This window comes from Ralstonia sp. UNC404CL21Col, from assembly GCF_000620465.1.
GTDB lineage: Bacteria > Pseudomonadota > Gammaproteobacteria > Burkholderiales > Burkholderiaceae > Ralstonia > Ralstonia flatus.
The window spans coordinates 908,958-934,547 of sequence record NZ_KK211140.1; the positions used below are offsets into that span (position 1 = coordinate 908,958).

Annotated in this window: 26 protein-coding genes and 2 tRNA genes; 17 read left to right on the top strand and 11 right to left on the bottom strand. The window is 63.2% G+C overall.

Going from position 1 to position 25,590, the window contains the following annotated elements:
* Positions 1-210: 210 nt before the first annotated feature.
* Complete coding sequence (locus N511_RS0122245) at positions 211-792, bottom strand: phasin family protein (RefSeq protein WP_024975535.1); 582 nt, start codon at positions 790-792, stop codon at positions 211-213.
* 356 nt (positions 793-1,148) lie between these two features.
* Between N511_RS0122245 and N511_RS0122250 the strand changes: the two genes are divergently transcribed.
* From N511_RS0122250 to pbpG, 5 genes are all read left to right on the top strand, one after another.
* Positions 1,149-2,156: a histone deacetylase family protein gene (locus N511_RS0122250; RefSeq protein ID WP_037027201.1), complete on the top strand. Its 1,008-nt coding sequence runs from the start codon at positions 1,149-1,151 to the stop codon at positions 2,154-2,156.
* Positions 2,153-3,070 carry a DMT family transporter gene (locus N511_RS0122255; protein WP_027681276.1) on the top strand — a complete coding sequence of 306 codons (918 nt, stop codon included), beginning with the start codon at positions 2,153-2,155 and terminating at the stop codon, positions 3,068-3,070. Before N511_RS0122250 ends, N511_RS0122255 begins: the two co-directional genes overlap by 4 nt.
* A 58-nt stretch (positions 3,071-3,128) precedes the next feature.
* On the top strand, positions 3,129-3,572 hold the full coding sequence (locus N511_RS0122260; protein ID WP_027681277.1) for an acyl-CoA thioesterase: 444 nt from the start codon (positions 3,129-3,131) through the stop codon (positions 3,570-3,572).
* A 15-nt stretch (positions 3,573-3,587) separates the two neighbouring features.
* Entirely contained in the window at positions 3,588-4,295 is a 708-nt protein-coding gene (locus tag N511_RS0122265) for a nitroreductase (protein WP_027681278.1), read from the top strand.
* 438 nt (positions 4,296-4,733) lie between these two features.
* The gene (gene pbpG / locus N511_RS0122270; RefSeq protein WP_037027202.1) at positions 4,734-5,924 is read left to right on the top strand and encodes a D-alanyl-D-alanine endopeptidase; all 1,191 of its coding nucleotides are present in this window, start codon (positions 4,734-4,736) and stop codon (positions 5,922-5,924) included.
* Positions 5,925-5,990: 66 nt separating this feature from the next.
* Here the strand turns inward: pbpG and N511_RS0122275 are convergent, their stop codons facing one another.
* The gene (locus N511_RS0122275; RefSeq protein ID WP_027681280.1) at positions 5,991-6,788 is read right to left on the bottom strand and encodes an IclR family transcriptional regulator; all 798 of its coding nucleotides are present in this window, start codon (positions 6,786-6,788) and stop codon (positions 5,991-5,993) included.
* Between the two features lie 240 nt (positions 6,789-7,028).
* On the opposite strand from N511_RS0122275, the gene N511_RS0122280 reads away from it, so the two are divergent.
* The 5 genes from N511_RS0122280 to N511_RS25415 all read left to right on the top strand — a co-directional run bounded on the left by N511_RS0122280 (position 7,029) and on the right by N511_RS25415 (position 10,043).
* Entirely contained in the window at positions 7,029-7,754 is a 726-nt protein-coding gene (locus tag N511_RS0122280; protein WP_027681281.1) for a (Fe-S)-binding protein, read from the top strand.
* Positions 7,755-7,789: 35 nt separating this feature from the next.
* Positions 7,790-9,199 carry a LutB/LldF family L-lactate oxidation iron-sulfur protein gene (locus tag N511_RS0122285; protein ID WP_027681282.1) on the top strand — a complete coding sequence of 470 codons (1,410 nt, stop codon included), beginning with the start codon at positions 7,790-7,792 and terminating at the stop codon, positions 9,197-9,199.
* A complete protein-coding gene (locus N511_RS0122290) occupies positions 9,196-9,477 on the top strand; it encodes a hypothetical protein (RefSeq protein ID WP_027681283.1) in 282 nt (93 codons plus the stop codon). Before N511_RS0122285 ends, N511_RS0122290 begins: the two co-directional genes overlap by 4 nt.
* 69 nt (positions 9,478-9,546) lie before the next feature.
* Positions 9,547-9,861 (top strand): TM2 domain-containing protein, encoded by a 315-nt coding sequence (locus tag N511_RS0122295; protein WP_027681284.1) that lies wholly within the window; start codon positions 9,547-9,549, stop codon positions 9,859-9,861.
* A gap of 14 nt (positions 9,862-9,875) precedes the next feature.
* Complete coding sequence (locus N511_RS25415; protein WP_004627138.1) at positions 9,876-10,043, top strand: hypothetical protein; 168 nt, start codon at positions 9,876-9,878, stop codon at positions 10,041-10,043.
* Here N511_RS25415 and N511_RS0122305 read toward each other — a convergent pair whose 3' ends face one another.
* The 5 genes from N511_RS0122305 to N511_RS0122325 form a co-directional block, all read right to left on the bottom strand.
* Positions 10,044-10,811, bottom strand: coding sequence for an arginyltransferase (locus N511_RS0122305; RefSeq protein ID WP_027681285.1), 768 nt, complete (start codon positions 10,809-10,811; stop codon positions 10,044-10,046).
* On the bottom strand, positions 10,798-11,544 hold the full coding sequence (gene aat, locus N511_RS0122310) for a leucyl/phenylalanyl-tRNA--protein transferase (protein WP_027681286.1): 747 nt from the start codon (positions 11,542-11,544) through the stop codon (positions 10,798-10,800). Before aat ends, N511_RS0122305 begins: the two co-directional genes overlap by 14 nt.
* 24 nt (positions 11,545-11,568) lie before the next feature.
* Positions 11,569-12,156 carry an NUDIX hydrolase gene (locus tag N511_RS0122315; protein WP_027681287.1) on the bottom strand — a complete coding sequence of 196 codons (588 nt, stop codon included), beginning with the start codon at positions 12,154-12,156 and terminating at the stop codon, positions 11,569-11,571.
* A gap of 205 nt (positions 12,157-12,361) precedes the next feature.
* Positions 12,362-12,438 (bottom strand) — tRNA-Met (locus N511_RS0122320).
* A gap of 28 nt (positions 12,439-12,466) precedes the next feature.
* A tRNA-Met gene (locus tag N511_RS0122325) sits at positions 12,467-12,543 on the bottom strand.
* A gap of 230 nt (positions 12,544-12,773) precedes the next feature.
* Here N511_RS0122325 and N511_RS0122330 point away from each other — a divergent pair.
* Positions 12,774-13,808: a quinone-dependent dihydroorotate dehydrogenase gene (locus N511_RS0122330; RefSeq protein WP_027681288.1), complete on the top strand. Its 1,035-nt coding sequence runs from the start codon at positions 12,774-12,776 to the stop codon at positions 13,806-13,808.
* A 25-nt stretch (positions 13,809-13,833) separates the two neighbouring features.
* Here N511_RS0122330 and N511_RS0122335 read toward each other — a convergent pair whose 3' ends face one another.
* Positions 13,834-14,073 carry a hypothetical protein gene (locus tag N511_RS0122335; protein WP_027681289.1) on the bottom strand — a complete coding sequence of 80 codons (240 nt, stop codon included), beginning with the start codon at positions 14,071-14,073 and terminating at the stop codon, positions 13,834-13,836.
* A 391-nt stretch (positions 14,074-14,464) separates the two neighbouring features.
* On the opposite strand from N511_RS0122335, the gene N511_RS0122340 reads away from it, so the two are divergent.
* Positions 14,465-16,366, top strand: coding sequence for a potassium transporter Kup (locus N511_RS0122340; RefSeq protein WP_027681290.1), 1,902 nt, complete (start codon positions 14,465-14,467; stop codon positions 16,364-16,366).
* Positions 16,367-16,445: 79 nt separating this feature from the next.
* Here N511_RS0122340 and N511_RS0122345 read toward each other — a convergent pair whose 3' ends face one another.
* Both N511_RS0122345 and N511_RS0122350 read right to left on the bottom strand, forming a co-directional pair.
* On the bottom strand, positions 16,446-16,886 hold the full coding sequence (locus tag N511_RS0122345; protein WP_027681291.1) for a hypothetical protein: 441 nt from the start codon (positions 16,884-16,886) through the stop codon (positions 16,446-16,448).
* 185 nt (positions 16,887-17,071) lie between these two features.
* Positions 17,072-19,405, bottom strand: a complete 2,334-nt coding sequence (locus N511_RS0122350; RefSeq protein ID WP_027681292.1) for a Tex family protein — start codon at positions 19,403-19,405, stop codon at positions 17,072-17,074.
* A 110-nt stretch (positions 19,406-19,515) separates the two neighbouring features.
* Here N511_RS0122350 and N511_RS0122355 point away from each other — a divergent pair, with 110 nt between their 5' ends.
* The 3 genes from N511_RS0122355 (at position 19,516) to N511_RS0122365 (ending at position 22,745) form a co-directional block, all read left to right on the top strand.
* Complete coding sequence (locus N511_RS0122355) at positions 19,516-20,280, top strand: hypothetical protein (RefSeq protein WP_027681293.1); 765 nt, start codon at positions 19,516-19,518, stop codon at positions 20,278-20,280.
* Positions 20,281-20,315: 35 nt separating this feature from the next.
* The gene (locus tag N511_RS0122360) at positions 20,316-20,519 is read left to right on the top strand and encodes a DUF465 domain-containing protein (RefSeq protein ID WP_027681294.1); all 204 of its coding nucleotides are present in this window, start codon (positions 20,316-20,318) and stop codon (positions 20,517-20,519) included.
* 84 nt (positions 20,520-20,603) lie between these two features.
* Entirely contained in the window at positions 20,604-22,745 is a 2,142-nt protein-coding gene (locus tag N511_RS0122365) for an ATP-dependent DNA helicase (RefSeq protein ID WP_027681295.1), read from the top strand.
* A gap of 66 nt (positions 22,746-22,811) precedes the next feature.
* Here N511_RS0122365 and N511_RS0122370 read toward each other — a convergent pair whose 3' ends face one another.
* Positions 22,812-23,669, bottom strand: coding sequence for an outer membrane protein assembly factor BamD (locus tag N511_RS0122370; protein WP_027681296.1), 858 nt, complete (start codon positions 23,667-23,669; stop codon positions 22,812-22,814).
* 15 nt (positions 23,670-23,684) lie between these two features.
* Between N511_RS0122370 and N511_RS0122375 the strand changes: the two genes are divergently transcribed.
* Positions 23,685-24,797: an RluA family pseudouridine synthase gene (locus N511_RS0122375; protein WP_027681297.1), complete on the top strand. Its 1,113-nt coding sequence runs from the start codon at positions 23,685-23,687 to the stop codon at positions 24,795-24,797.
* Positions 24,781-25,590: a peptidoglycan editing factor PgeF gene (pgeF, locus tag N511_RS0122380; protein ID WP_027681298.1), complete on the top strand. Its 810-nt coding sequence runs from the start codon at positions 24,781-24,783 to the stop codon at positions 25,588-25,590. The genes N511_RS0122375 and pgeF overlap by 17 nt, the downstream gene beginning before the upstream one ends.

Sequence of the window (25,590 nt, forward strand, 5' to 3'; positions counted from 1 at the left end):
CCCACTGATCACCACTGAGGACAGGTTTCGGTAGCGGGACCGAGGAGACAATCTAACGAACACGATGGGATGGACCGGTGGGCCTGCGTTTCGGTTCCGCGCAAATGCTCGCAAACGACGTGTTTGGAGGATGGGTTCGACCGCCAAAACAAAACGGGCCTCCCGAAGGAGGCCCGCTTCAACAACCAGACGACTAAAGCGGCTTAGCGCTTAGGCAGCGGTCGTTGCCGACTTCTTGCCGGTGGCAGCGCGCGCTTGAGCCGAAGCCTGAGCGGTTGCCTTGCTGGCAGCGTTGGCCGCAGCGTGGAAGTTGCTTTCAGCCAGTTCCACAGCTTGCTTGGTGGCCTTCTGCACCGAGTCGTAGGCATTGTTGGCGGCCGACAGAGCCGACTTCACCAGGGCAACAGCCGATTCCGAACCAGCCGGAGCGTTCTTCGACACGTTGTCGACCAGCGCTTGCAGCTTGCGGCTGTTTTCAGCGATTTGCACTTCAGCAGCCTTGCTGAATTCGGTTTGCGTGTCCGAAGCGATTTCGTACAGGTGGCGGCTGTAAGCCAGAACCTTTTCAGCCAGCGGCTGGACAGCGGCGGTTTGCACCGACAGCAGCTCTTGGGCGTCCTTGGCGGTCAGTGCCTTCTTGGCGTGTTCGACGTTCTCGGCCAGGGTGGCCTTGACGACTTGCAGGTTCAGTTCGACCAGCTTTTCGACGCCTTCAAAAGCCTTGTTGGTCAGGCCGAAGAACGTTTCCAGGTTGGCCTTGTGCGCCGCAGCGATCTGTTCCTGAGTCAGCATGTTGTCTCTCCAAATACAAAGGTGGGTCGGGGAATCAAAATAAAAATTTAGATCGCCCAGATGTACAAAGCATGACGGTCAGCGTCGGGCCTTCCAGGCGACATCGCGATGAATTCGGGATGGTGCATCGCAACAATTTCATTGTTGTTGAATGGCAAATCAGTGTCAAGCATTCTTTGTGCATCGCACAAAAATCAGAATTCGCCGATTTTTCGTGCACAGGAATTGCGCGACCAACCGTTTGGCGTAATTTTTTGTGGCAGAAAAATGCGCGCTCGTGGTGCACGTGGAGTACCGTTGACCACTTTCGGCCGTAATTCCGTCTCAAAAAACACACGAGTGCAGCCTAGGTTAGGATGCGCCCGAGTGCCATTTTTGTTGCGTTGCGATTTGTTATTCACATGCGGGCGTTCTACACCGACCACTTTGTATTGCCGTTGCCGCCGGGCCATCGGTTTCCGATGCGCAAGTACAGCGACCTGCGGGCGCGTGTCTTGGCCGACGTGCCGGGTCTGACCATGACCGAGGCGCCGCGCGCCGATGACGATGCGTTGTTGCTGGCGCACACGCCGGAATATGTGGATGCGGTGAGCGCCGGTCGGCTCCACCCCGCGCGCCAGCGCGAGATCGGCTTTCCGTGGTCGCCCGAAATGGTCGAACGCAGTCGCCGGTCGGCGGGCGCCACAATGGCCGCGTGCGAGGCTGCGCTGGCCGATGGCATTGCCGTCAATCTGGCGGGCGGTACGCACCATGCCTATGCGGACAAGGGCGGCGGTTTCTGTGTATTCAACGACGCGGCCGTCGCCTCACGCTGGATTCAGCGCCAAGCGGGCAGGACGCCCGCGGATTTTCCGGTGGCCATCGTCGACCTCGACGTTCATCAGGGCAATGGCACGGCGTCGATCTTGCGCGATGACGCCACCGTTTTCACCTTGTCGCTGCACGGCGAGAAGAATTACCCGTTCCGCAAGGAGGCGTCGGACCTGGACATCGGCCTGCACGATGGCTGCGGTGACGAAGACTATCTTCAAGCGCTGACCGGCGCACTGGACATCCTGGCTGGGCGCTTCAAGCCGCAGTTGATCATCTATCTGGCCGGCGCGGATCCGCATGAGGGCGATCGGCTTGGCCGGCTCAAACTGACGCTCGAGGGCTTGGCCCGGCGCGACCAGGAAGTCTTCGATTTCGCGTATCAGCGGCGCATACCGGTTGCCGTTACCATGGCAGGCGGCTACGGCAACAATATCGACGATACCGTGGCCGTCCACGCGCAGACCATCGCGCTGGCTGCCCGCCACGCACAGCGCTGGGCAGCACGCGACGAGGCCGCTGGCGCATCGACCTCTCTTCCGCTTTCCGCATGACCCAAGTGTCTTCCGTCGCGCCGAACTCCGCGCGCGATTCCCTGTTTGTCGTCGCCATGCCGTGGCTGTTCGTGCTGATCTGGAGCACGGGCTTTATCGTGGCCAAGTACGGGATGCCGTACGCGGAGCCGATGACCTTTCTGTTTTTCCGCTTCGTGGGTGTGCTGGTGTGCCTTCTGCCGCTGGTCTGGCTGGCGCGCGTGCCGCTGCCGCGCCGCGCCGGCTCGGGCGACACTGACTGGGCGGCCGTCAGCCACATCGCGGTGGCTGGTTTGCTGATGCAGTGGGGCTACCTGGCGGGCGTCTGGGCCGCGGTCAAGCTCGGCATGCCGGCTGGGATGACAGCGCTGATCGTCGGCATGCAGCCGATTTTGACCGCCCTGTATGTATCCATGCGCGGCGAGCGTGTGTCGAATCGCCAATGGCTGGGGTTGCTTTGCGGCATCGCGGGCGTGGGCCTGGTGGTGGCGAACAAGCTGCACCTGGCAGGCGTTGGCGTGACGACGCTTGCGCTGTGCGTGGGCGCGCTGCTGTCGATTACCGTCGGCACGCTGTATCAGAAGCGCCATTGCCCGGTGTTCGACCTGCGGATGGGCGCGTGCATCCAGTTCGGGGCCTCGGCGCTGCTGTGTTTGCCGTTCATGTTCTTGTTTGAGACGCGTGAGGTGCATTGGACGCTGCCGATGATCGGCTCGCTGGTGTGGTCGGTGCTGGCGCTGTCGATTGGGGCGATCTCGCTGTTGTTTGTGCTGATCCGCAAGGGCGCGGCCACCAAGGTGACGTCGCTGTTGTACCTGACGCCACCCACAACCGCCGTGATGGCCTGGGCGCTGTTCGGCGAGCGCTTTCCGCCGCTCGCGGCGCTGGGGATGGTCATCGCCGCATGCGGTGTGGCGCTCGTCATCCGCAAGTGACCGAGGGCGAGGGGCTGGCGTATCCTGATCACTTTCCACTGCCACCTGCCTGCCGCCCATGAGCACGCCCCGTCAGACGCGCGACGACTACCGCCACTTCCACACCATCACCACGCGCTGGATGGACAACGACGTCTACGGCCACGTCAACAACGTTGTCTATTACAGCTACTTCGACACCGTGGTGAACGCCTACCTGATCGAGCAGGGCGTGCTGGACCCCGAGCACAGCGACACCATTGGCCTCGTCATCGAGACGCAATGCAACTACTTCGCGCCGCTGTCGTTTCCGGATCCGGTGGTAGCGGGGCTGCGTGTTGCGCGCCTGGGCAACACGAGCGTGCGCTATGAGGTGGGGCTGTTCCGCGGCGACGCACAAGAGGCGGCCGCGCAGGGCCATTTCGTGCACGTCTACGTCGACCGTGAAACGCGTCGGCCCGTGCCGCTGCCCGATGCGCTGCGTGCCGTGCTTGAGCCGCTTGCGTCCAATATTCCTGCCTGAATTCTGCGCATCGCCATGGCCGACCGACGTCCCACCTCCGCAGAAGTCGAACTCGTCGATCAGGCAATCACTTCGCGCCGCTCCGTGCGCGCGTTCCTGCCGACGCCCGTCGCACGCGAAGACATCGAAGCGATTCTGGATGTCGCGCGCCGTGCACCGTCAGGCAGTAATACGCAGCCGTGGAAGGTCTATGTGCTGACGGGCGAATCGAAAGCGCGCTTGTCCGAATCGGTGTTGGCGGCGTACGACCACCCGGAGGCGGACACGCTGCATCGCGAGGAGTATCCGTACTACCCGCGCACGTGGATCGATCCGTACCAGAGTCGGCGCCGCAAGGTCGGTTGGGACCTTTATGGCCTGCTCGGCATCGGTCGCGCCGACAAGGAACGCATGCACGCACAGCATGCGCGCAACTTCCGATTCTTCGATGCGCCGGTCGGCATCATCTTCACAATCGACCGCGTCATGGAGCAGGGCAGCTGGCTCGATTACGGCATGTTCCTGGAGGCCGTGATGGTGGCGGCGCGTGCCCGCGGCATCGATACCTGTCCGCAGGCCGCTTTCACGCAGTTCCATCGGGTCATCGCAGAGCATGTTGGACTGACCGATGACGAGATGGTCGTCTGCGGCATGTCGATGGGTTACGCCAATCCGGCTGCCATCGAAAATACGCTGGTCACTGAGCGCGCGCCTGTCTCCGACTTCACTCGGTTCCTGGGCTGACGTCGTTATCACGCCTCCGCTTGCACGCTACAGCGCACATCTTCGTGCAAAGCGAGAATTGGCGGTGAAAAGTCATCGAATTATGTCAACAGATACAGCCGATCCGTCGTTAGACTTCAATCTGCGACTCGACGTACGTCACGCGCGTGTTGTCAGGAAGTGTTGGGACTGGTTGTAAACCGTGATTGTCGTCATTGACGACGAGATCCCGGGGTATTCTCCGCCCCCAATTTCCGACTCCACACCGGGCGCAATATGCGTCTTGAGCAACTTTCTTCGCAATTGGGTTCCTGCTCCAGCAGACAATTGCGTCGAAATGATGACCGAATGATAAGGCTCCAGAGGTCAAACTTTAAGGCCGTGAGCTAAGTCCTTCATCTTGCTAAGAATTTTGTTTTTGCCTACACTTGCGCCATCTCACGCGCGGGTGATCGAACCATGTCACGGTCTGTTTCCTCATTTTTTCGACGTCTCGGCTTTGTTTCGCTGATGACCGTCGCGCTCGCTGCCGTCTCTGTCGCTACCGTGGCCAACGCTGCCACGACCGACAAAAAACCCGCCGCCAGCAAGAAAGCCAAATCCAAAGGCAAGACCGTCGCCAATCGCAAGGCCAGCGCCAAAGTCGCGGCGGCGAGCAGCGATGAAGTCGCCTCCAGCAAAGTGCGCAAGGTCGTCACCGTCAAAGGCAAACGCCGCGTGATCATGGTCGAGCGTGGTGCACGCCCCGTGCGCGCTGCGTTTGTGCCCGCATCGCCGACGCTTGGTGAAGCGATGGGCCTGCGTTCGACGCCCGATGCGTTGGCGCTGCGTTCCTCCGTCGCGCTGGTGATGGACCAGAACAACGGCGAAGTTCTGTTCCAGAAGAATTCGTCGGCCGTGCTGCCGATTGCCTCCATCACCAAGCTGATGACTGCGCTGGTCGTGACCGATGCACATCAGCCGATGGACGAGCTGCTTGAGATTACCGATGACGACCGTGACTACGAGCGCAATACCGGCTCGCGTCTGCGTTTCGGGACGATGCTCACGCGCGAAGACCTGCTGCTGCTGGCGCTGATGTCGTCGGAAAACCGTGCAGCCTCCGCGCTTGGCCGCAACTATCCGGGCGGTCGTCCGGCATTCGTTGCCGCGATGAATCGCAAGGCGCGCGAGCTTGGCATGAACGACACGCACTATGTCGATTCGAACGGCCTGTCGAGCAGCAACGTGTCGAGCGCGCAGGATCTTGCCAAGATCGTGATGGCCGCCTACAAGGTGCCGCTCATTCGTCAATTCACGACGACCCCTGAACATACGGTCAGCGCCAACGGCCGCACGCTGCACTACGTCAACACCAACCGTTTGGTGCGCGGTGGCGAATGGGATATCGGTCTGCAGAAGACCGGCTTCATCAACGAAGCAGGCCGCTGCCTGGTGATGCAGGCCAATGTGCATGGCCGCAATGTGGTGATGGTGTTCCTGGATTCGGCCGGCAACCTCACGCGTTTTGCAGACGCCACGCGCGTGCGCAATTGGCTGGAGCGCAATCCGCACATCGAGCCGGCTACGCAGGCTGCAGCGCCGCTGCGAAATGTGCCAGTGTCGACGCAGCCGGCAACCGTGCTGGCATCGGACCAGCACGGCGCTTGAGCCGGGCATCGCCCAACAAAAAAGCGCGTCATCGAACGCGCTTTTTTGTTGGTCAACGCCGGCGGCTTACTCTGCGCGCACAGTATCTTCCTCGTGCGTGTAGCCCATCCCTTTGGAGATTTGCAGCGCGGTGTCTTTGAGATTGTCGAGCCAGCTGTCCTGCAACCGGTCAGCCGGTGCGGACAGTGACAAGCCCGCCACGAGCCGGCGCGAATCATCATAGATGCCGGCGGCGATGCAGCGCACGCCAAGTTCCAGCTCTTCGTTGTCACGCGCATAGCCGTTGGTGCGCACCCAGTTGAGTTCACGTTCCAGCTTGGGCAAGTCCGTGATCGACGTGCGGGTGTGGCCTGACAAGCCGGTGCGTGTGGCATAGGCCCGCACACGGCCGAGTTCGTCGGCGGCCAGGAACAACTTGCCGACCGAAGTCAGGTGCAACGGCGCGCGGCCACCGATAGCGCGCACCACTTGCATGCCGGAGCGCTCGGAATAGGCGCGCTCGATGTAGACGATCTCGTCGCCCTGGCGTACCGAGAGGTTGACGGTCTGGCCGGTCAGGCGGTGCAGGGCGCGCATCGGCGCGAGCGCCGCTTCCCGTACCGAGAGCCGCGCCTTGACGAGGTTGCCGAGTTCCAGCAAGCGCATGCCGAGACGGTAGCTGCCCGGGTCGGAGCGGTCGACAAAGCGGCAGGCCACCATGTCGTTCAGGATGCGGTGCGCGGTGGACGGGTGCAGGCCGGTGCTGGCCGACAGCGCCTTCAGGCTGACCGGATCGGCGTGATCGGCAAGGGCGTCGAGCAGCATCATCATGCGTTCGATGACCTGGATGGACGTCTTGCCGGGGTCCTTGTCTGCTTCTGCCATGGGTGCAGTGGGTTGCGGATGCGATGCAAAATTCTATCCCACGATGTGAAAATGCGCACCCTCCCGACGCATGATTCCGGGTATTTTCGAGGGCTTTCTCGGTCGGCCAGCAACTGTGCTTGGCGCCACCTCGTGAAGCGCACTCACCACCCGCATGAAGAAGTTCTGTGCCCGTAGACCCGCGCCACGCGCGGCGGCAGGCGCATAATGGCGGCTTCCCGCAGAACACACGAGACTCCCATGCGCGTAGGTTTGTTCGTCACTTGCCTGATTGATCTGATGCGGCCCGAGATCGGGTTTTCGGTGCTCAAGCTGCTGGAAAAGGCGGGTTACGACGTCGTGGTGCCGCCCGCGCAAACCTGCTGTGGTCAGCCAGCCTACAACTCCGGCGATCGCCCCTTGGCCCGCGACTTGGCCGAGAAAACGCTCAAGGAATTCGAGCAGTTCGACTACGTCGTCATCCCGTCCGGTTCGTGCGGCGGCATGATCCGCAAGGGCTACGCCGATCTCTTTCGCGATGATCCGGAGCTGGCGGGTCGCTATGAGCGCCTGGCGCCGCGTGTGTACGAACTGACTGATTTTCTCGTCAACGTGGCGCGCATCGAATCGCTCGACTCCGAATTCCACGGTCACGTGACGTATCACGATTCGTGCTCCGGCCTGCGCGAGTTGGGCGTGAAGGCGCAGCCGCGAGCGCTGCTCGGCAAACTGCCCGGCGTGCAGCTGACCGAGATGCCCGCCTGCGAAGCGTGCTGCGGTTTCGGCGGCACGTTCTCAATCAAATATGGCGATATCTCCACCGCGATTGCGGATGAGAAATGCGCCAACATCAAGGCCAGCGGCGCCGATGCCGTGGTGCTCGGCGACGTTGGCTGCATGCTCAATATCGAAGGCCGGCTGCGCCGTACGGGCGACACGCACACGCGCGTGCTGCACATCGCGCAAGTCCTCGCCGGCGACGCGTAATCGCGACGCCAAGAACACGACGGAGACGCAATCGCATGCAAGTCCGCAGCATGGAATTCAAGGCGCGCGCCGGGCAAAAGCTCGCCGACAAGCGCCTGCAGCAGAACCTCACCAAGCTCTCGACCAAGTTCGTGACAGCACGTGCGGCGGCCATCCAGGACATCGATTTTCCGGCCACGCGCGAAGCGTTGAAGGAGCGCCGCAACCGCGCGCTAGAAAACCTTGACGTGTGGCTCGCCACGTTCGAGGCAGAGGCGACGCGCCGTGGTGCCAAGGTGCTGTTTGCCGAAACCACGGCCGATGCCGCGCGCTTGGTCGCCGAGATCGCCCGCAAGCACGACGTCAAGAAGGTCATCAAGAGCAAGTCGATGGTGACCGAAGAAATGCGCCTGAATCAGGTGCTCGGCGAGATGGGCGTGCAGAGCATCGAGACCGATCTGGGCGAGTACATCCTGCAGATCAACGACAGCGAGCCGCCGTCGCACATCATTGCGCCGGTGGTGCACAAGGATAAGGAAGAGATCGCCGATCTGTTCGCCAGGACGCACAACAAGCCGCGGCTGACCGATATTCCCGAGATGACGCGCGAGGCCCGCGAGGTGCTGCGGCCCGCGTTTCTCTCCGCCGACATGGGGGTCACGGGTGGCAATTTCATCATTGCCGAGACGGGCTCCGTGGCGATCGTCACCAATGAGGGCAACGAGGGCATGTGCACGATCATGCCGCGTGTGCACGTTGCCGTGACGGGTATCGAGAAAGTGCTGCCGACGCTGGAGGATCTGGCGACCGTCATGCGCTTGCTGCCGCGCTCCGCCACGGGGCAGGCGATCTCGAATTATTTCTCGCTGCTGACAGGCCCGCGCGCGCCCGGCGAGAAGGACGGCCCCGAGCATATGTACTTCGTCATCGTCGACGGCGGTCGCAGCGGGCTGATCGGCGGCGAATTCCAGGAGATGCTGCGTTGCATCCGGTGCGGCGCGTGCATGAACCATTGCCCGGTCTATCAGAAGATCGGCGGCCACGCGTACGGCTGGGTGTATCCGGGCCCGATGGGCAGCGTGCTGACACCGAGCTACGTTGGGCTGTCGAACGCGCTGGACTTGCCGCAAGCGGCGACGCTGTGTGGTGAATGCAATCGCGTGTGTCCCGCGTCGATTCCGTTGTCGGACCTGCTGCGTACGCTGCGCGAAAAACAGATGGAGCGCGAACTTCGCCCGCAGGCGGAACGCTTCGGTTTGCGCGTGTGGGGCTTCATGGCACGGCGACCGGCGCTGTATTCGGCCGGTACCTGGGTGGCAGCGCGCGTGCTGCGCTGGATGGGCGGGGACAAGAAGTTGATCCACTCGCTGCCCGTCGGCAAAGGTTGGACGGATACACGCGACATGCCGGCCCCCGCAGGCAAAACATTCCGTGAGCTGTACCGTGAAAAGAAGGCCCGAGCATGACCATCGCTGAATCCCTCCAAACGCTGCGCGACGCGCTCGATCGCCACGCAAAGTCAGCCGATTTGCCGCACCTGCTCAATCAATGGCGCGACGATGCCGTGCTCGCACCGTTGGCGATCTTGCCTCCGGCGTACGATCAGGTGCGGTGCTCCTTGCTGCAGCGGCTCGATATGGCGGTGTCGTTTGGCGAAGAGAGCTGCTCGTTCTCGCCGTCGTCGCTTCTGGCCGAAATGCGGTTGTGGACGGATAAGGCCGAGGCCAAATTGGCGAGCATGTAATCGCTGGTCGACATGGAACGCGGGATGCGTGCTAGTGTCTGAGAGCTTATCCCCGTGTCAGCCAATGCCATGAACCAGACCGCCCGCGAAATCATGCTGTACGACGCCCAGAAGAAAAGTTCGGGCGTGGCTTACCTGTGGTGGTTTCTGCTGGGCTTCCTGGGGGCGCATCGCTTCTACCTGAAGCGGCCGGGCAGCGGTATCGCGCAGGCCATCGCCAACATCGGCGGTACATGGCTGGCATTTCGTGACATGGGTAACACCGCGGGCTGGGTGCTGGCTGTCATCGGTGGGCTGTGGGTGCTGGTGGACATGTTCCTGATTCCGGGCATGGTCCGCACAAACAACACGGCGCTCGCCGAGCGGCTTTCGACCACGCCCTGAAAGGAATCGACCTCATGAACAAAACCACTTGGTGGAAGCGCGCCGCACTCTGGACGGCTGGTTTGGTTTGCGCAGCCGGCGCGTTGGCAGGCTGCACGACTTCGCGCGATCAATACCGCGAGAGTTCCAACATCAGCACGTACGGCGTGGTCGATGTCGGGGTCGAGCGCACGTCGCGCTGATCATCCTTCCGCGGCTTGCGGCGCGACGTCTTCAAACCGCCGCCACTCGCCATTGACAAGCAGTTCCAGCGGCTGGAACAAGGCCTTGTAGGCCATCTTGCGGCTCTGCTCGATCCAGTAGCCGAGATAGACGTAGGGCAGGTCCAGCGCCTGCGCCTGGGCGATCTGCCACAGGACGTTGTACGTTCCGTAACTCGCCCTCTGCTCGATCGGGTCGTAGAACGTGTAGACCGACGACAGCCCGTCTTCCAGCACGTCGATCATGCTCACCATGCGGAGTTTGCCCGCCGATGGCGATTCGGGCGGCTCGCGAAACTCCACCAAGCGCGAATTCACGCGGCTCTGCAGCAGGAACTGCTCGTATTGATCGCGGCTGTCGTGATCCATGCCGCCGCCCGCATGGCGGACCGACTGGTACAGCAGGTAGAGCTGATAGTGCTCTTCGACATAGGTGAGCGGTGCAACCAGGGCCTCAAGGGCTTGATGCCGCTCGGCGGCGCGGCGCTGTGCCCGCGACGGTGCGTATTGATCGACGACGACACGGCACGGCGTGCATGCGTGGCAATCGTCGCAGTGCGGCCGATAGGTGAAGATGCCGCTGCGCCGAAAGCCGGCGCGCACGAGCTTCGAGTAGACGTCTGCGTTGATGAGATGTGCCGGCGTGGCGACCTGCGAACGCGCCAAGCGGCCATCGAGATAGCTGCATGCGTACGGCGCGGTTGCATAGAACTGCAATGCCGAGAGGGGAAGTTCCTTAAGCTTGCTCATTGCGCACGGTCCACCGACGGAGCACCGATTTGTCGAAGTGCCACGGCACGATGGCCGGCGCGTTGGCCGCCTCGCGCACATGTGCGAGAAACGCCGCGCGCGGCACCGGGGCACCGCCCAGCGACGCCAGATGCTCGGTCTCCTGCTGGCAGTCTATCATCGCGACGCCCTGACCGCCGAGGAAGGCGCAGAGCGCCGCGAGCGCGATTTTCGAGGCATCGGTGCGATGGGCAAACATCGACTCACCGTAGAACATGCGGCCCAGCGCCACACCGTACAGGCCCCCCACGCGCTGCCCGGCGTGCCATGTTTCGACGCTGTGCGCGTAGCCACGGCGGTGCAGGGCGGTATACGCCTGAATGACATCTTCGGTGATCCATGTGCCGTGCTGCCCAGGGCGGGCCGTGGTGGCGCAGGCGACCATCGTTTCGCGGAAGCCGTGGTCGATGCGGATTTCCCAGGCCGGATCGTCAAGCGCGCGGCGCAGCGTCTTGCGAAACGTGGTCGACACGCGAAAGTTTTCTGGGCGCAGCACCATGCGCGGATCGGTGCTCCACCACAGCACCGGCTGGCCCTGGGCGTACCACGGAAAAATGCCTTGCCGGTACGCAATTAAAAGCCGTTGCGGCGATAGTTCGGCGCTGGCGGCCAGCAGCCCAGGCGCTTCAGAGTCTGGCCCGAGCGCGCGATCGACCGGCGGGAAGGGATCGTGCGGATCCAGCCAGGCGATCATGATGCGGACAACGTTGGTGGCGTGTTAAGGCGTCGTGGCCGGTGTATCGATCGCGGCGGAGCGCATCGGCTTATAGATGTCGAGCGTATGGAGGCGGAAGCTGCCGTCGGCGAGCTTGCCGGCCGCGCGGTCTGCAAAGAAACAGCGCAGCGTGTGGATGACAGTCGGGAAGGCCAGATCATCCCAGGGGATGTCGGCTTCGTTGAAGAGTGCGACTTCCAGGCTTTCTTCACCTGGCGCGAAATCCAGATCGTTCAGCTTGGCCAGGTAAAACAGGTGGACCTGGTGCACGTGCGGCACGTTGAGCACCGAATACAACTCACCGATTTCGACGTTGGCGCCGGCTTCTTCCTGGGTTTCGCGATTGGCGGCCTCGGCGGTGGTCTCCCCGATTTCCATGAAGCCTGCGGGCAAGGTCCAGAAGCCGTAGCGCGGCTCGATCGCGCGCTTGCACAGGAGGATCTGATCGTTCCAAACCGGCACGGTGCCGACCACGTTGCGCGGATTCACATAGTGAATCGTATTGCAATGGTCGCAAACGTCGCGCAGTCGGTTGTCACCGGCGGGAATGCGCGAGACGACTGACTGGCCGCAGTTGGAACAGAATTTCATGGGGAATCGTCGCGGGTGGAATGTCTCAGTGTATCACCGCGGCGATGCGGTCCCGTGCGGCACGGGGTGGGGCGCGCGTATCGACTGAGTTGCACGCGAAACGCTGCGTAGAACCGTGCAAAACACTGCCCGGAAAAGCAAAAAGCCCGCTGGGTGCGGGCTTGATGATTCGGCTCAGGTCTTGGAGCGAGCCGTTCTACTTAGCTGGTTGCGGGGGCAGGATTTGAACCTGCGACCTTCGGGTTATGAGCCCGACGAGCTGCCAGACTGCTCCACCCCGCGTCCGTAGAAACGCATTCGACTTTCTGGCTGGTTGCGGGGGCAGGATTTGAACCTGCGACCTTCGGGTTATGAGCCCGACGAGCTGCCAGACTGCTCCACCCCGCGTCCGTCGAATAAAAGAGTATAGCGAGACCTGTGCGGCGATGCAACACTTTTCTCGTGCGGCATGCATATTGATGGTGCGTGCTGCCCATGTAACGGGCTCGCGAACCCAGGCGCAGACGCATCATTGGACACATCGCGCGCCGCTACGTTCGAAAGCGGCGCGCGCGATGCATTGCGACGTGCGGGCCGTTTACAATGCCGCCTTTCGCGTTCTTCTCTTGATTCCGACCGTGCTCAACGCCCTGTACCCGCTTGCCCGCCCGCTGCTGTTTTCGATGGACCCCGAAGACGCGCATCACTTCACGTTGAACCAGCTCAAGCGGGCGCACGCGATGGGCCTTTCCGGCTGTATCGGTGGTCGTGTCGCCGCGCAGCCGCGCACGGTGATGGGTGTGAAGTTTCCCAACCCGGTGGGGCTGGCTGCCGGCCTGGACAAGGACGGCGCGTATATCGACGCGCTGGGCGCGCTTGGCTTCGGCTTCATTGAAGTCGGGACGGTCACGCCGCGCGCGCAGCCCGGTAACCCACGGCCGCGCATGTTCCGCTTGCCGGCGGCCAATGCGCTCATCAACCGCATGGGGTTCAACAACGGCGGTGTCGATGCATTCATCAATAACGTGAAGGCTTCGAAGTGGCGCGAGGCCGGCGGCGTGCTGGGCTTGAACATCGGCAAGAACGCCGACACGCCTATCGAGCGCGCCGTCGACGATTACCTGCATTGCCTGGAGCGCGTGTATCCGCATGCAAGCTACGTCACGGTGAACATTTCGTCGCCGAACACGAAGAACCTGCGCCAACTGCAAGGCGCGAGCGAGCTGGACAGCCTGCTGGGTACGCTGCGCGACGCACAGCAGCGTCTGGCAGATCAGCACAAGCGCTACGTGCCGGTGGCGCTAAAGATCGCGCCGGATTTGGATGACGACCAGATTGCCAACGTTGCCGACGCGCTCCTGCGCCACAAGATGGACGGCGTGATTGCGACCAACACGACGATCAGCCGTGAAGCCGTGGCCGGTCTGGCGCATGCGGAAGAGGCGGGCGGCTTGTCGGGCCAGCCGGTGCGCCAAGGCTCGACACGGGTGATTCGCGCCTTGCACGGTCTGCTGGGCGATGCGGTACCCATCATCGGTGTGGGCGGCATCCTGGCCGGCGAGCATGCGCGCGAGAAGATCGACGCGGGCGCGCAACTGGTGCAGCTTTATACGGGATTGATCTATCGTGGCCCCGCCTTGGTTGCCGAATGCGCGCGCGCGTTGGCGCGCTAAAACAGGTGCGGCAAACGCGCCGCCCTTAGCGGCGGAGCAGGAAGATGATGAGCGCGCTGGCAGCCACCACTGCGGCTGCCAGGTCGTATGGGCCGGCGTAATCGGCCCAAACCGCCGGGTCGAGGTTCTGCAGGAAGGCCGATTGCGCCCACGGCAGGATCATGCGCGGGATCGCAAACAATAGCGCGGCCACGACCAGCAACACGATCAGTGCAGTCAGTGAAGGCTTGGAGCGACCCAAGATGCGGATGGATGAGTGGGGCAAAGCCATCCCCGTTTCGGAAGCGTCGGGCGGGCTGGTTACCAGTCGCTCAACAAAGTTTGCAATGAAGGTTTGTCAGGCATTTTCCTACAAAGTTCTGTCGGCCGCTGTCCTACTTTCGGCTATGTGCAGCACAGCATGCACGGTCTGTGGTGCTTGCGCCAACTGAGGCGACCGGTACCCGACAATGTGGTTTCAGCGGGTTTTCGATGCCAGGGCAATTTTCTTTCCGCCGCGTGGAACGCTTTGCCGGCAGGCCGGTGCATCGTGATGCACTGCGGCAACGAATGGCCGTTTGAGGGGTTGGCGCGACGAAGCCGGGGAGTACAATCCGCCCTCATTGTGCAATGCACGATTTTTTGAACGGCCAGCCGTCCGGCCGATTTCCAAGTTCATGAGTCAAGCTCTAACAGCAACCGGGTCGCCCCAGACCAACGTGAACCTGCGCGCCATGGTGATCGGCGCCGTCGGTGTGGTTTTCGGAGACATCGGCACCAGTCCGCTGTATTCGCTCAAGGAATGCTTCAGCCCCGATCACGGCATTCCGTTCTCCAGTGCCGCGGTGCTCGGCATCATCTCCATGCTGTTCTGGGCGATGGTGATCGTGGTATCGCTCAAGTATGTGCTGTTCGTCATGCGCGCCGACAACAACGGCGAGGGCGGCATTCTCGCGCTGATGGCGCTGTCGCTGCGGACGGCCAATACCGATTCGAGGCGCATGTCGCTGCTGATGATGCTGGGCGTCTTCGGCGCGTGCATGTTCTATGGCGACGCGGTCATCACCCCAGCCATCTCGGTGCTCTCCGCGATGGAAGGCCTGGAGATCGCCGCGCCCGCGCTGTCGCCGTTTGTGCTGCCGATCACGATCGTGATCCTGGCGGCGCTGTTCCTGATTCAGCGCAGCGGCACATCGGTGGTCGGCAAGCTGTTCGGCCCGGTGATGCTGCTGTGGTTTGCCGCCCTGGCTGCGCTGGGCATGATGAATCTGGTGAAGGCGCCGCAGGTGCTCGTAGCCATCAACCCGATGTACGCGATTTCGTTCCTGCATGACCACGCGCTGCAGGCGTTCATCGTGCTCGGTTCGGTGTTCCTGGTGCTGACGGGTGCTGAAGCGCTGTACGCCGACATGGGCCATTTTGGCGCCCGCCCGATCCGCTGGGCATGGTTCTTTATCGTGGCGCCGAGCCTGCTGCTCAACTACTTCGGCCAGGGCGCGATGCTGCTGACCGACCCGAGCACCATTGAAAACCCGTTCTACCGTTCAGTGCCCGAAGCGTTGCAACTGCCGATGGTGGTGCTCGCCGCGGCAGCCACCGTCATTGCTTCGCAGGCCGTGATTTCGGGTGCGTTTTCGCTGACGAGCCAGGCGATCCAGCTTGGCTTTGTGCCGCGCATGCGCATTCGCTACACGTCGGAAGCCGAGATCGGCCAGATCTACGTGCCGATGGTCAACTGGATGCTGCTGATCCTGGTGGTGGGCGTGGTACTGGCGTTCAAGAAGTCCGACAACCTGGCCGCTGCTTACGGTATTGCCGTGACGACCACGATGGTCATCACCACGGTACTGGCCGCGGTGGTGATGCGTTCGGTCTGGCGCTGGCACCCGGCGTTGGTGACGCTGGTGAGCCTCTGCTTCCTGGTCGTCGACATGGCGTTTTTCTCGGCGAACCTGTTGAAGATCCGTGATGGTGGTTGGTTCCCGTTGACGCTGGGCGGTGCCGTGTTCTTCCTGCTGATGACCTGGTACAAGGGCAAGAAGCTCGTCCGCGCGCGCAGTCTGGAGGATGGCATTCCGCTGGAGCCGTTCCTGGCTGGCCTGCTGGCGCATCCGCCGCATCGCGTGGAAGGCACGGCCGTCTTCCTGACCGGCAACACTGAATTTGTGCCCGTGTCGCTGCTGCATAACCTGAAGCACAACCGCGTGCTGCACGAACGCGTGATCTTCATCAGCTTCGTCACGCGCGATATTCCGTACGTGGACGACAAGCACCGCGTGTCTGTGCGGGATTTCGGCAGCGGCATCTACATCGTCAAGGCGGAATACGGCTTCAAGGAAACGCCGGACGTCTACCGCGTGCTCGAACTCGGTCAGCCGCAGATCGGCTCGCGCTGCGAATTGATGGATACGTCGTTCTTCATCGCGCGTGAGTCGGTGGTGCCGTCCAAGCTGCCGGGTATGTCGATGTGGCGCGAGCGTCTGTTTGCGTGGATGCATCAAAACGGCGCCAAGCCGTCGGACTTCTTCCACATCCCCGCCAACCGCGTGGTGGAGCTGGGTACCAAGGTCGAGATCTGATCAACCTACCGCTGCATAGCAAAACGGCCCGTGCGAGAGAGACGCACGGGCCGTTTTGTTTGTTGGGGCGGCGCTGCAATTACATCTTTGCAGCGGCGTGATTGCGCTCGCGGACTTCATCGTTGCGGGCGTGGACGTCGTGGTTGCGGTCCTTCACGTCGTGCCGCAGGTCTTTGCGATCGTGGTGCAGGTCGCGACGCTCGGCGTTGACTTCATGCTGCTCTTCGGCGCGCTTCTTGTTCCAGTATTCGGCGCCCCCGACGTTGCCATTGGCCAGGTCACGGTTTTCGCGGCGTTGATCGGCGTTGCGGGCGGCGCGGTCGGCATTCAATGCGGCCTTGTCGGCGCCGATGTCCGCGCGATCACGGCGGATATCGCGGTTGTCGTGGCGGATGTCACGGTTGTCCTGGCGAATCTGCTGATTGTCTTGCTGAACTTGCTGGACGGGCGTGGTCTGCGCGAAAGCGGCGGTACCGGCAACAGCAAGCAGGGCGGCAATCAGGGTATGGCTCGTCTTCATGGCGTTTCTCCTCGTGGGTCCCAGGCGGTGCGCCTGTGTCTCCTTAACGGGCCGAAAAGACGGGCCGACGACGCATGAGTGTTAGGAAAGATCCATGCGCGTAAGGACTTGTAACGGCCGCACGCGGCGATGAAAAAACCCGCCGAGTCCGAAAACCGGGCGGGTTCCACTCAACAGAATGCACGTTAGCGCTTGAGCTTGGCGAACGCTTCTGCCATGGCGCCGGACGGTTCCGGCGGGCGACGTTGCTGGCCGCCGTGGCGACTGCCGCCGCTGCTCGGGCGGTCGCCGCCGCCGGTGCGCGCGGCCGCCTGACCGGGCTCATCCGACAGGCGCATCGTCAGCCCGATGCGGTTGCGCTTCACGTCCACCTCCATCACCTTGACCTTGACGATCTGGCCGGGCTTGACCACCTCATGCGGGTCACGCACGAACTTGGTCGACAGCGCCGACACGTGTACCAGGCCATCCTGATGCACGCCGATGTCGATGAAGGCGCCAAACGCCGCCACGTTCGTCACCACGCCTTCGAGCACCATGCCGGGCTGCAGGTCCTTGATGTCTTCCACGCCGTCCTGGAACGTCGCCGTCTTGAACTCGGGGCGCGGGTCGCGGCCGGGCTTTTCCAGTTCAGACAGGATGTCGACCACGGTCGGCAGGCCGAATTTCTCGTCGGTGAAGTCACGGGCGGTCAGACCGCGCAGCGCCTCGCGGTTGCCGAGCACGTCGCCGATGCCTTTCTTGATGCTGTCCAGGATGCGCTTGACCACCGGATACGCTTCCGGGTGCACCGAGGAGCGATCGAGCGGATTGTCGCCGTCATTGATGCGCAGGAAACCGGCGGCCTGCTCGAACGTCTTGTCGCCCAGGCGCGGCACTTTCTTGAGCGCGTCGCGGTTGGGGAACGCGCCGTTCGCATCGCGGTACTCGACGATGTTCTTGGCGAGGATCGAGTTCAGCCCCGACACACGGGCCAGCAGCGGGGCAGAGGCCGTGTTGACATCCACGCCGACCGCGTTGACGCAATCCTCGACGATGGCGTCCAGTGCGCGGGCCAGCTCGCGCTGGTTAACGTCATGCTGATACTGGCCGACACCGATCGACTTCGGATCGATCTTCACGAGTTCGGCCAGCGGGTCTTGCAAGCGTCGTGCGATCGACACCGCGCCGCGCAGCGACACATCCAGCTCGGGGAATTCCTTGGCCGCCAGCTCCGACGCCGAATACACCGATGCGCCGGCCTCGCTCACCACGATCTTGGTCAGCTTCAGCTCCGGCGCGTTGCGCATCAGGTCTTGCACCAACTTGTCGGTCTCGCGGCTGGCTGTGCCGTTGCCGATGGAAACCAGTGCCACGCCGTGCTGCTTCGCCAGCCGGGCGAGCGTGGCCAGCGAGCCGTTCCAGTCACGACGCGGCTCGTGCGGATAAATGGTGGCCGTCTCCAGCAGCTTGCCGGTGTGGTCGACCACGGCCACCTTGCAGCCGGTGCGGATGCCCGGATCGATGCCCATCACGGCTTTCGGGCCAGCCGGCGCGGCCAGCAGCAGGTCGTGCAGATTGCGGCCGAAGATCTTGATGGCCTCGGCTTCTGCCGACTCGCGCAGTTGCGTGAGCAGCTCGGTCTCGATATGCGGCTGCACCTTCACGCGCCAGCACCAGCGGCACACGTCCGACAGCCACTTGTCAGCCGCGCGCCCCTTGTTTTCGATGCCGACATGGCGCGCGATCATGACTTCGCACGGGTGCGGGTTCAGCGCGTCCTGTTCTTCGCCCAACCCGAGTTTGACGAACAGCACGCCCGCATTGCGGCCGCGGAACAGCGCCAGCGCGCGGTGCGACGGCACGTTGCGGATGGGCTCGCTATACGCGTAGTAATCGCGGAATTTCTCTTCTTCGGCGGTCTCCTTGCCTTCCACGACGGTCGACGAAACCTGGCCTTGATTCCACAGGTGGTCGCGCACCTTGCCCAGCAGCTCGGCCGTCTCGCCAAATTGTTCGGAGAGGATGTCGCGCGCGCCGTCCAGCGCTGCCTTCACGTCCGGCACGCCGCCGTCGGCGGTCGGGTTGCCGTTGACGAACTTGGCGGCTTCGGTTTGCGGATCAAGCGTCGGGTCAGCCAGCAGCGCCTGGGCCAGCGGCTCCAGGCCGCATTCGCGGGCAATCTGGGCGCGCGTGCGGCGCTTGGGCTTGTAGGGCAGGTAGAGGTCTTCCAGCACCTGCTTGGTCTCGGCCGCCTCGATGGCGGTGCGCAGGACGTCCGTCAGCTTGCCTTGCTCTTCAATGGAGGCGAGGATGGCCGCGCGGCGGTCTTCCAGTTCGCGCAGGTACAGCAGGCGCTCTTCCAGGTTGCGCAGTTGCGTGTCGTCCAGGTTGTCCGTCACTTCCTTGCGGTACCGTGCGATGAACGGCACGGTGGCGCCTTCGTCCAGCAGTTGGACGGCGGCGGCAACCTGCTGCGGCCGGACCGCCAGTTCAGTGGCGATGCGGGAGACGATCTTCTGCAACACGGAATCAGTCATTGCTTCCAGAGAGTGCGATGGAAAGCCGCGCATTTTGCCACAACGCGAACCCTGTTCCTGAGCGTAAATCCGTGGCCGCGCGGCGTTTGCCGCACAGGCGCGGTGATAAAATGCGCGTTATGCCTACGCCCCTGTTTTCTGCCCGTCGCCGCGCTGCTGCGCGCCGCGCCTCCCAGCTGGTTCTGCCGGCGTCCGTGCTCAGTGCTGCGCTGCTTGCCACGCCTGCATGGAGCCAGTCCCAGCCCGCCGCTGCGCCGGCTGCCGCAGTGTCCGCCACACCGCCCGACTTTGGCGCCGAGCACGATCGCATCAACAGCGCCAAAGCGTGGGCCGAATACCGGTACGCCGAGGCCGAACGCGCTTGCTACGACAAATTCCTCGTCACGCGCTGCATCGACAAGGCCAAGGATGTGCGCCGCACGGAACTGCACACCATCCGCGAGCGCGAGCTTGCGCTGGACGAGGCCGAGCGTGCCGACCGCGCTGCCCGCCGCGACCAGGAGCGCGCCATCCGCGATGCGCAGTACAACGCCGAACGCCCGCAGCGCGAAGCCGCCGAGCAAAAAAATCGCTCCGATTTTGACAACAAGCAGGAGCAGCAGCGCCTGAATGAAGCGCAGCGCCAGGCCGAAGCGCCGCAGCGCGCCGCCAATGCCCAAGCTGCGGCCAAGAAGCAGGCGGATTACGACGCCAAGCTGAAGGCCGCGCAGGAGCAGGGCGCTGCAAACGCCGCCAAGCGCGCCGAAAGCGCCAAGCAGTTCCAGGAAAAGCAGCAAGACGCCGTCAAGCGTCAGAAAGAACTGGAAGAGCGCCGCGAACAAGCCAAGCGCCGCAACGAGCAAAACCAGAACAACACCAGTCCACTGGGGTTCTAAACTTCAGCCAAGGCCGGGTTTCCGGGAGGAAAGCGATGGACAGCGATCTGAATACGATCTCGCGTCGCATCATTGAGTTGCAGATCGAGCACCGCGATCTCGATTTTCTGATCGACCGGCTGGCGGCTACAGCCGATCACGACGAGTTGCAGCTGCGCCGTCTCAAGAAACGTCGCCTGAAACTCAAGGACACCATCACCCTGCTACAGTTGCAGCTTGAGCCGGACGTGCCGGCCTAGCGCCTGCCCAAAGTTGGTTCGATTTTCATCCTGAGAGGCCGCAATCACGTGCGGCCTCCGTCATTTGATCCCACGGATTCCGCGTTGACTTCGCTTTCCCCGCTGGCCGAGCCGTCGGCTGACTCCGACGCCGATGCCGGCGACGCTTCGGCTCCCGCCGCTTCGGTACCTGCCGATGCCCATCATGCCGAACTGGCGACGCTGTTCGCCGACGACGGCACGCTGGCCAAAGGTATCGATGGTTACCGGCCCCGCAGTGCGCAGCTGACGATGGCGCAGGCCGTCGCCAACGCCATCGAAGCCGCCGATTCGATCATCGTCGAGGCCGGTACGGGCACGGGCAAAACGTACGCCTACCTTGTTCCTGCGATGCTGTGGGGCGGCAAGGTGATCGTCTCCACCGGGACGAAGAACCTGCAGGATCAGCTTTTTCTCCGCGACATCCCCACGGTGCGCAAGGCGCTGAATGCACCGGTGTCGGTGGCGCTGCTCAAGGGGCGCGCCAATTACGTCTGTCATTACCACGTCGAGCGCACGTCGCAGAACGGGCGTCTCTCTTCGCGGCAAGACGCCGCATGGCTGCGCCAGATCAATCTGTTTCTGAAGACCACGAAAACGGGCGACAAGGCGGAACTTGCCAGCGTCCCCGAGAACGCGCCGGTGTGGAATCTGGTTACGTCCACGCGCGATAACTGCCTGGGGTCGGACTGCGCGTACTACAAAGACTGCTTCGTCATGCGCGCCCGCAAGGAGGCGCAGCAGGCCGACGTGGTCGTGGTGAACCATCACCTGTTCTTCGCGGACGTGATGTTGAAGGACACCGGCATGGCGGAGTTGCTGCCTGCTGCCAACACGATCATCTTCGACGAAGCGCACCAGCTGCCAGAAACCGCCACGTTGTTCTTTGGCGAGACCATCTCGACGAACCAGATTCTCGAACTCGCGCGCGACAGCGTGGCAGAAGGCCTTTCGCACGCACGGGATGCGGTGGATTGGGTCGCGATTGCCGCGCCGCTGGAGCGTGCCGCGCGTGATTTGCGCCTCGTTTTCCGCCAGGACGGCTCCCGCCTGTCGATCAAGCAAATCGACAACGATGCGGCCCTTGCCACGCCGTTCTACGAGGTCCTGCCGAAGCTGGAACAGGCGCTTTCCGACTTTACCGGCGCGCTGGAAGCCCAGGCCGAACGCGCCGAGACCATCGAGCAATGCCATCGCCGGGCGGTGGCGCTGTGCGAGAAGCTTGAAGCGTGGGCCGATCCCAAACCGCCCAAGGCACCAAAGAAGGAAGGGGATGACGCAGGCGCGGACAGCGAGAGCGCGGCCCCCGTTGACGACCGTGTGCGGTGGGTCGAGGTATTCGCCAATTCCGTGCAGTTGCACCTGACGCCGTTGTCGATCGCGCCAATCTTTTCGCGCCAGCGTGCCGGCCAGCCGCGCGCGTGGGTCTTCACGTCCGCGACGCTTTCGGTGCGCGGCAACTTCACACACTACGCTGCGCAGTTGGGCCTGGACCGTGATCGCTCCATGACGCTCGACAGCCCGTTCGACTACGCATCGCAAGGCTTGCTGTATGTGCCGCGTGATCTGCCGCAGCCGAGCGATCCGCGCTTTACCGATGCGGTGCTCGACGCCACCTTGCCGCTGATTGAAGCGGCGGGTGGCAAGACGTTCCTGCTATGCACGACGCTGCGCGCCGTGAATCGCGCCGCCGAGCGGTTGGCCGATGAATTCGCCCAACGCGGTTGGGATTTCCCGCTGCTCGTGCAGGGACAGGCCAGCCGTACGGAATTGCTGGACCGCTTCCGGGCGCTGGGCAACGCCGTGTTGATCGGCAGCCAGAGCTTCTGGGAGGGCGTGGATGTACGCGGCGAAGCGCTCTCGCTGGTCGTGATCGACAAATTGCCGTTTGCCCCGCCTGATGATCCGGTGCTGAGCGCCCGCATGGAGGCGCTTGAAAAGAAGGGGCTGAGCCCGTTTGCCGTGCACCAATTGCCGCATGCAGTCATCACGCTCAAGCAGGGCGCAGGGCGGTTGATTCGCTCGGAGACCGATCGCGGTGTGCTGATGATCTGCGACCCGCGGCTCGTTGAGAAGAACTACGGTCGCCAGATCTGGCAGAGCCTGCCGCCGTTCAAGCGTACGCGCGAGGCCGAGACGGCTGCCGATTTTCTGCGTTCGCTGCGGCCAGATTCGGAAGAGGCGTCTGCCGGCGGGTCTGAAGACTGATCTGCATGCACAAACAAAAAGCCCGGCCAATCGACCGGGCTTTTTGCTGTGCTGTTCAAGCCTTGCTTACCACCATTGGTACCAGGGCTTGTCTTTCTTGCGCTGGCCGTAGGCGAGGAAATCGCTCTTCGGGTAGTTCTGCTTGATGATGCGTTCGGTGTCGTCGCGCATGTCTTTCATGCCCAGCGCTTCATACGACTTCATCATGATGTACAGCGCTTCTTCCACTGCCGGGGCGCGATCGTAATCCTTGATGGCGTCCTGCGCGCGGTTGACGGCAGCCAGGTAGGCGCCGCGGCGATAGTAGTAGCGCGCGGCGCCCACTTCATGCTCAGCCATCGCGTTGACGATGTACTGCATGCGCTGGGTGGCGTCCGGCGTGTACTTGCTGTTCGGGAAACGCGTGATCAGCGTCTTGAACGCGTCGTAGGCTGCGCGTGCGGCCTTCGGGTCGCGCTCGCTCAAGTCCTGGTTCGAGAAGCGGCCGAGCCAGCCCAGGTTGTCGTTGAAGTTGATCAGGCCCTTGAGGTAGTAGGCGTAATCGACGCTGGGGTGATTCGGGTGCAACTGGATGAAGCGATCCACCGCGGCCAATGCGGCAGCCGTCTCGCCATCCTTGTAGTTGGCGTAGGCGGTTTCGATCTGGGCTTGTTGAGCGTACTGGCCGAACGGATAGCGGCTTTCGAGCTTTTCGTAGTACTTGACCGCCTTGGCGTAGTCGCCGCCGTCGAGCGAGTCCTTCGCTTCCGAATATAATTTGTTGGCTGACCAGCCAGCCGTTTCGTCTTGCTGTTCCGGCAGGATGCCGCAGGCCGAGATAGCCAGGCATGCCACGCCTGCCACCAACACTGCTCCGATTTGCGCGCGGATTCGATTGCCGACTCGACTAACAATACGCGCCTGCTTTACGCTCGTGACCGACATGGGCACCTTTTCTGAATGAAAAATCGCATCAAGCATTATAGCCCAAGCCCTGTGTCAGACGACGCACTGGCTGACGTTTCCCTCACTGCGCCGGAGACGGAAGACGCCCTCGACGATGAGGCGCTCGATTTGCCTGCCGCCGGTGCGGCTCCGGCTGCCGAACCGATCATCGTGGAGATCCCCGAAGCCATGCATGGCGAACGCCTGGACAAGGCGCTTGCCAAGCTGCTGCCCGACTATTCGCGCAGCCGCCTTCAGCAATGGATTGATGCCGGTGCGGTGCGCCTGCGCGGTGAGGTGGTGCGCCCGCGTGCGGCCATCTCCGGCGGTGACCGCATCGAAGTCGTGCCGCAACGAGCGGCCGACGAAAACGCCTTCGTCGCCGAGCCCATCGACCTGGATGTGGTGTACGAAGATGACACGCTGCTCGTCATCAACAAGCCTGCCGGGCTGGTGGTGCATCCCGCCGCGGGCAACTGGAGCGGCACGGTGCTCAACGGCCTGCTGCACCGCTATCCGGACGCCGTAGAGTTGCCGCGTGCCGGCATCGTCCACCGCCTCGATAAAGACACTTCCGGCCTGATGGTGGTCGCCCGCACGCTGCCTGCGCAGACCGACCTCGTGCGCCAATTGCAGGCACGTACCGTCAAGCGGACTTATCTCGCGCTGGTGTGGGGCGAAACGCCTGAAGAAGCCACGATCGATGCCCCGATCGGCCGGGACCCGCGCGACCGCACGCGCATGGCCATCATCGAAACGGCGAGCGGCAAGCCGGCGCGGACGCATTTCAAGACGCTGGACGTGGTCGACCTCGGGCGCGCCCAGGTGTCGCTGGTGCGCTGCCAGCTTGAGACCGGCCGGACACACCAGATCCGTGTGCACTTTGAGTCGGAGGGGCATCCGTTGCTGGGCGATCCGGTCTATACGCGCAACTTCCGGCGTGGCCAGCCGCAGACGATCAAGGCGCCGCTGCCGGTGCCTTTTGCGCGGCAGGCGCTGCACGCGGTACGCCTGGGGTTGGTGCATCCCGCCACGGGCAAATCCGTGCATTGGGAAGCCGGCGTGCCGGACGACTTCGCCGATCTGCTGGAAGCCCTCGACATGGATCCCGATGCCGACATCAACTGATTGGATCGTTCCCGACTGGCCCGCGCATCCGCATGTCAAGGCGCTTGCCACGACGCGGCTGGGGGGCGTCAGCACGGGGCCTTACGGATTAGCTGGCGGCCTGCCCGGCGGCCTGAACCTCGGCCAGCACGTGGGTGACGCCCCCGACGCCGTCGATCAGAACCGCCGCATCCTCCGTGCGGCGCTACCTGCCGAGCCGACGTGGATGGAGCAGGTGCACGGCACCGGCGTGGCCGATCTTGATCAACTCGTCGGTACATCCGCGCCGGTGGTTGCGGACGCGGCGGTGGCGTCGTGGCGGGATCGTGTCTGCGTGGTCATGACGGCCGATTGCCTGCCGGTCTTGCTGAGCGACGCCCGAGGCGTCACCGTCGGTGCGGCGCATGCGGGTTGGCGCGGTCTATGCGGCGGGGTGATCGAACGCACGCTGGAAGCCATGATGCAGCGGTTGCGCGCCAGCGGCCAGGAAGCCGATCCGACGTGGCTGGCGTGGCTCGGGCCGGCCATCGGGCCATCGTGTTTCGAAGTGGGGGCGGAGGTGCGTCAGGCATTTATCGACGCTGCGCAGCCCGACGAATTGCCCGCCACCGAGGCGGCGTTCGTGGAAGGCGCCTCCACCGGCAAGTTCTTCGCCGATCTGTATGCGCTGGCCCGACTGCGGCTGGCACGCGTGGGCTGTACCGACGTGTACGGCGGTGGCCTGTGCACGATGACGGACGCTGAGCGCTTCTATTCGTACCGCCGCGAGCGCACCACGGGCCGCATGGCCACGCTGATCTGGCGCGCCGAGTGA

Coding starts and splice junctions, on each gene's coding strand:
- N511_RS0122290 (WP_027681283.1), top strand. CDS start 9,196: ATGACCATCGCTGAATCCCTCCAAACGCTGCGCGACGCGCTCGATCGC.
- aat (WP_027681286.1), bottom strand. CDS start 11,544: ATGATCGCCTGGCTGGATCCGCACGATCCCTTCCCGCCGGTCGATCGC.
- N511_RS0122360 (WP_027681294.1), top strand. CDS start 20,316: ATGGACAGCGATCTGAATACGATCTCGCGTCGCATCATTGAGTTGCAG.
- N511_RS0122345 (WP_027681291.1), bottom strand. CDS start 16,886: ATGAAGACGAGCCATACCCTGATTGCCGCCCTGCTTGCTGTTGCCGGT.
- N511_RS0122245 (WP_024975535.1), bottom strand. CDS start 792: ATGCTGACTCAGGAACAGATCGCTGCGGCGCACAAGGCCAACCTGGAA.
- N511_RS0122340 (WP_027681290.1), top strand. CDS start 14,465: ATGAGTCAAGCTCTAACAGCAACCGGGTCGCCCCAGACCAACGTGAAC.
- N511_RS0122315 (WP_027681287.1), bottom strand. CDS start 12,156: ATGAAATTCTGTTCCAACTGCGGCCAGTCAGTCGTCTCGCGCATTCCC.
- N511_RS0122255 (WP_027681276.1), top strand. CDS start 2,153: ATGACCCAAGTGTCTTCCGTCGCGCCGAACTCCGCGCGCGATTCCCTG.
- N511_RS0122250 (WP_037027201.1), top strand. CDS start 1,149: ATGCGCCCGAGTGCCATTTTTGTTGCGTTGCGATTTGTTATTCACATG.
- N511_RS0122275 (WP_027681280.1), bottom strand. CDS start 6,788: ATGGCAGAAGCAGACAAGGACCCCGGCAAGACGTCCATCCAGGTCATC.
- N511_RS0122265 (WP_027681278.1), top strand. CDS start 3,588: ATGGCCGACCGACGTCCCACCTCCGCAGAAGTCGAACTCGTCGATCAG.
- N511_RS0122260 (WP_027681277.1), top strand. CDS start 3,129: ATGAGCACGCCCCGTCAGACGCGCGACGACTACCGCCACTTCCACACC.
- N511_RS0122370 (WP_027681296.1), bottom strand. CDS start 23,669: ATGTCGGTCACGAGCGTAAAGCAGGCGCGTATTGTTAGTCGAGTCGGC.
- N511_RS0122280 (WP_027681281.1), top strand. CDS start 7,029: ATGCGCGTAGGTTTGTTCGTCACTTGCCTGATTGATCTGATGCGGCCC.
- N511_RS0122375 (WP_027681297.1), top strand. CDS start 23,685: ATGAAAAATCGCATCAAGCATTATAGCCCAAGCCCTGTGTCAGACGAC.
- N511_RS0122355 (WP_027681293.1), top strand. CDS start 19,516: ATGCGCGTTATGCCTACGCCCCTGTTTTCTGCCCGTCGCCGCGCTGCT.
- pbpG (WP_037027202.1), top strand. CDS start 4,734: ATGTCACGGTCTGTTTCCTCATTTTTTCGACGTCTCGGCTTTGTTTCG.
- N511_RS0122285 (WP_027681282.1), top strand. CDS start 7,790: ATGCAAGTCCGCAGCATGGAATTCAAGGCGCGCGCCGGGCAAAAGCTC.
- N511_RS25415 (WP_004627138.1), top strand. CDS start 9,876: ATGAACAAAACCACTTGGTGGAAGCGCGCCGCACTCTGGACGGCTGGT.
- pgeF (WP_027681298.1), top strand. CDS start 24,781: ATGCCGACATCAACTGATTGGATCGTTCCCGACTGGCCCGCGCATCCG.
- N511_RS0122305 (WP_027681285.1), bottom strand. CDS start 10,811: ATGAGCAAGCTTAAGGAACTTCCCCTCTCGGCATTGCAGTTCTATGCA.
- N511_RS0122350 (WP_027681292.1), bottom strand. CDS start 19,405: ATGACTGATTCCGTGTTGCAGAAGATCGTCTCCCGCATCGCCACTGAA.
- N511_RS0122295 (WP_027681284.1), top strand. CDS start 9,547: ATGAACCAGACCGCCCGCGAAATCATGCTGTACGACGCCCAGAAGAAA.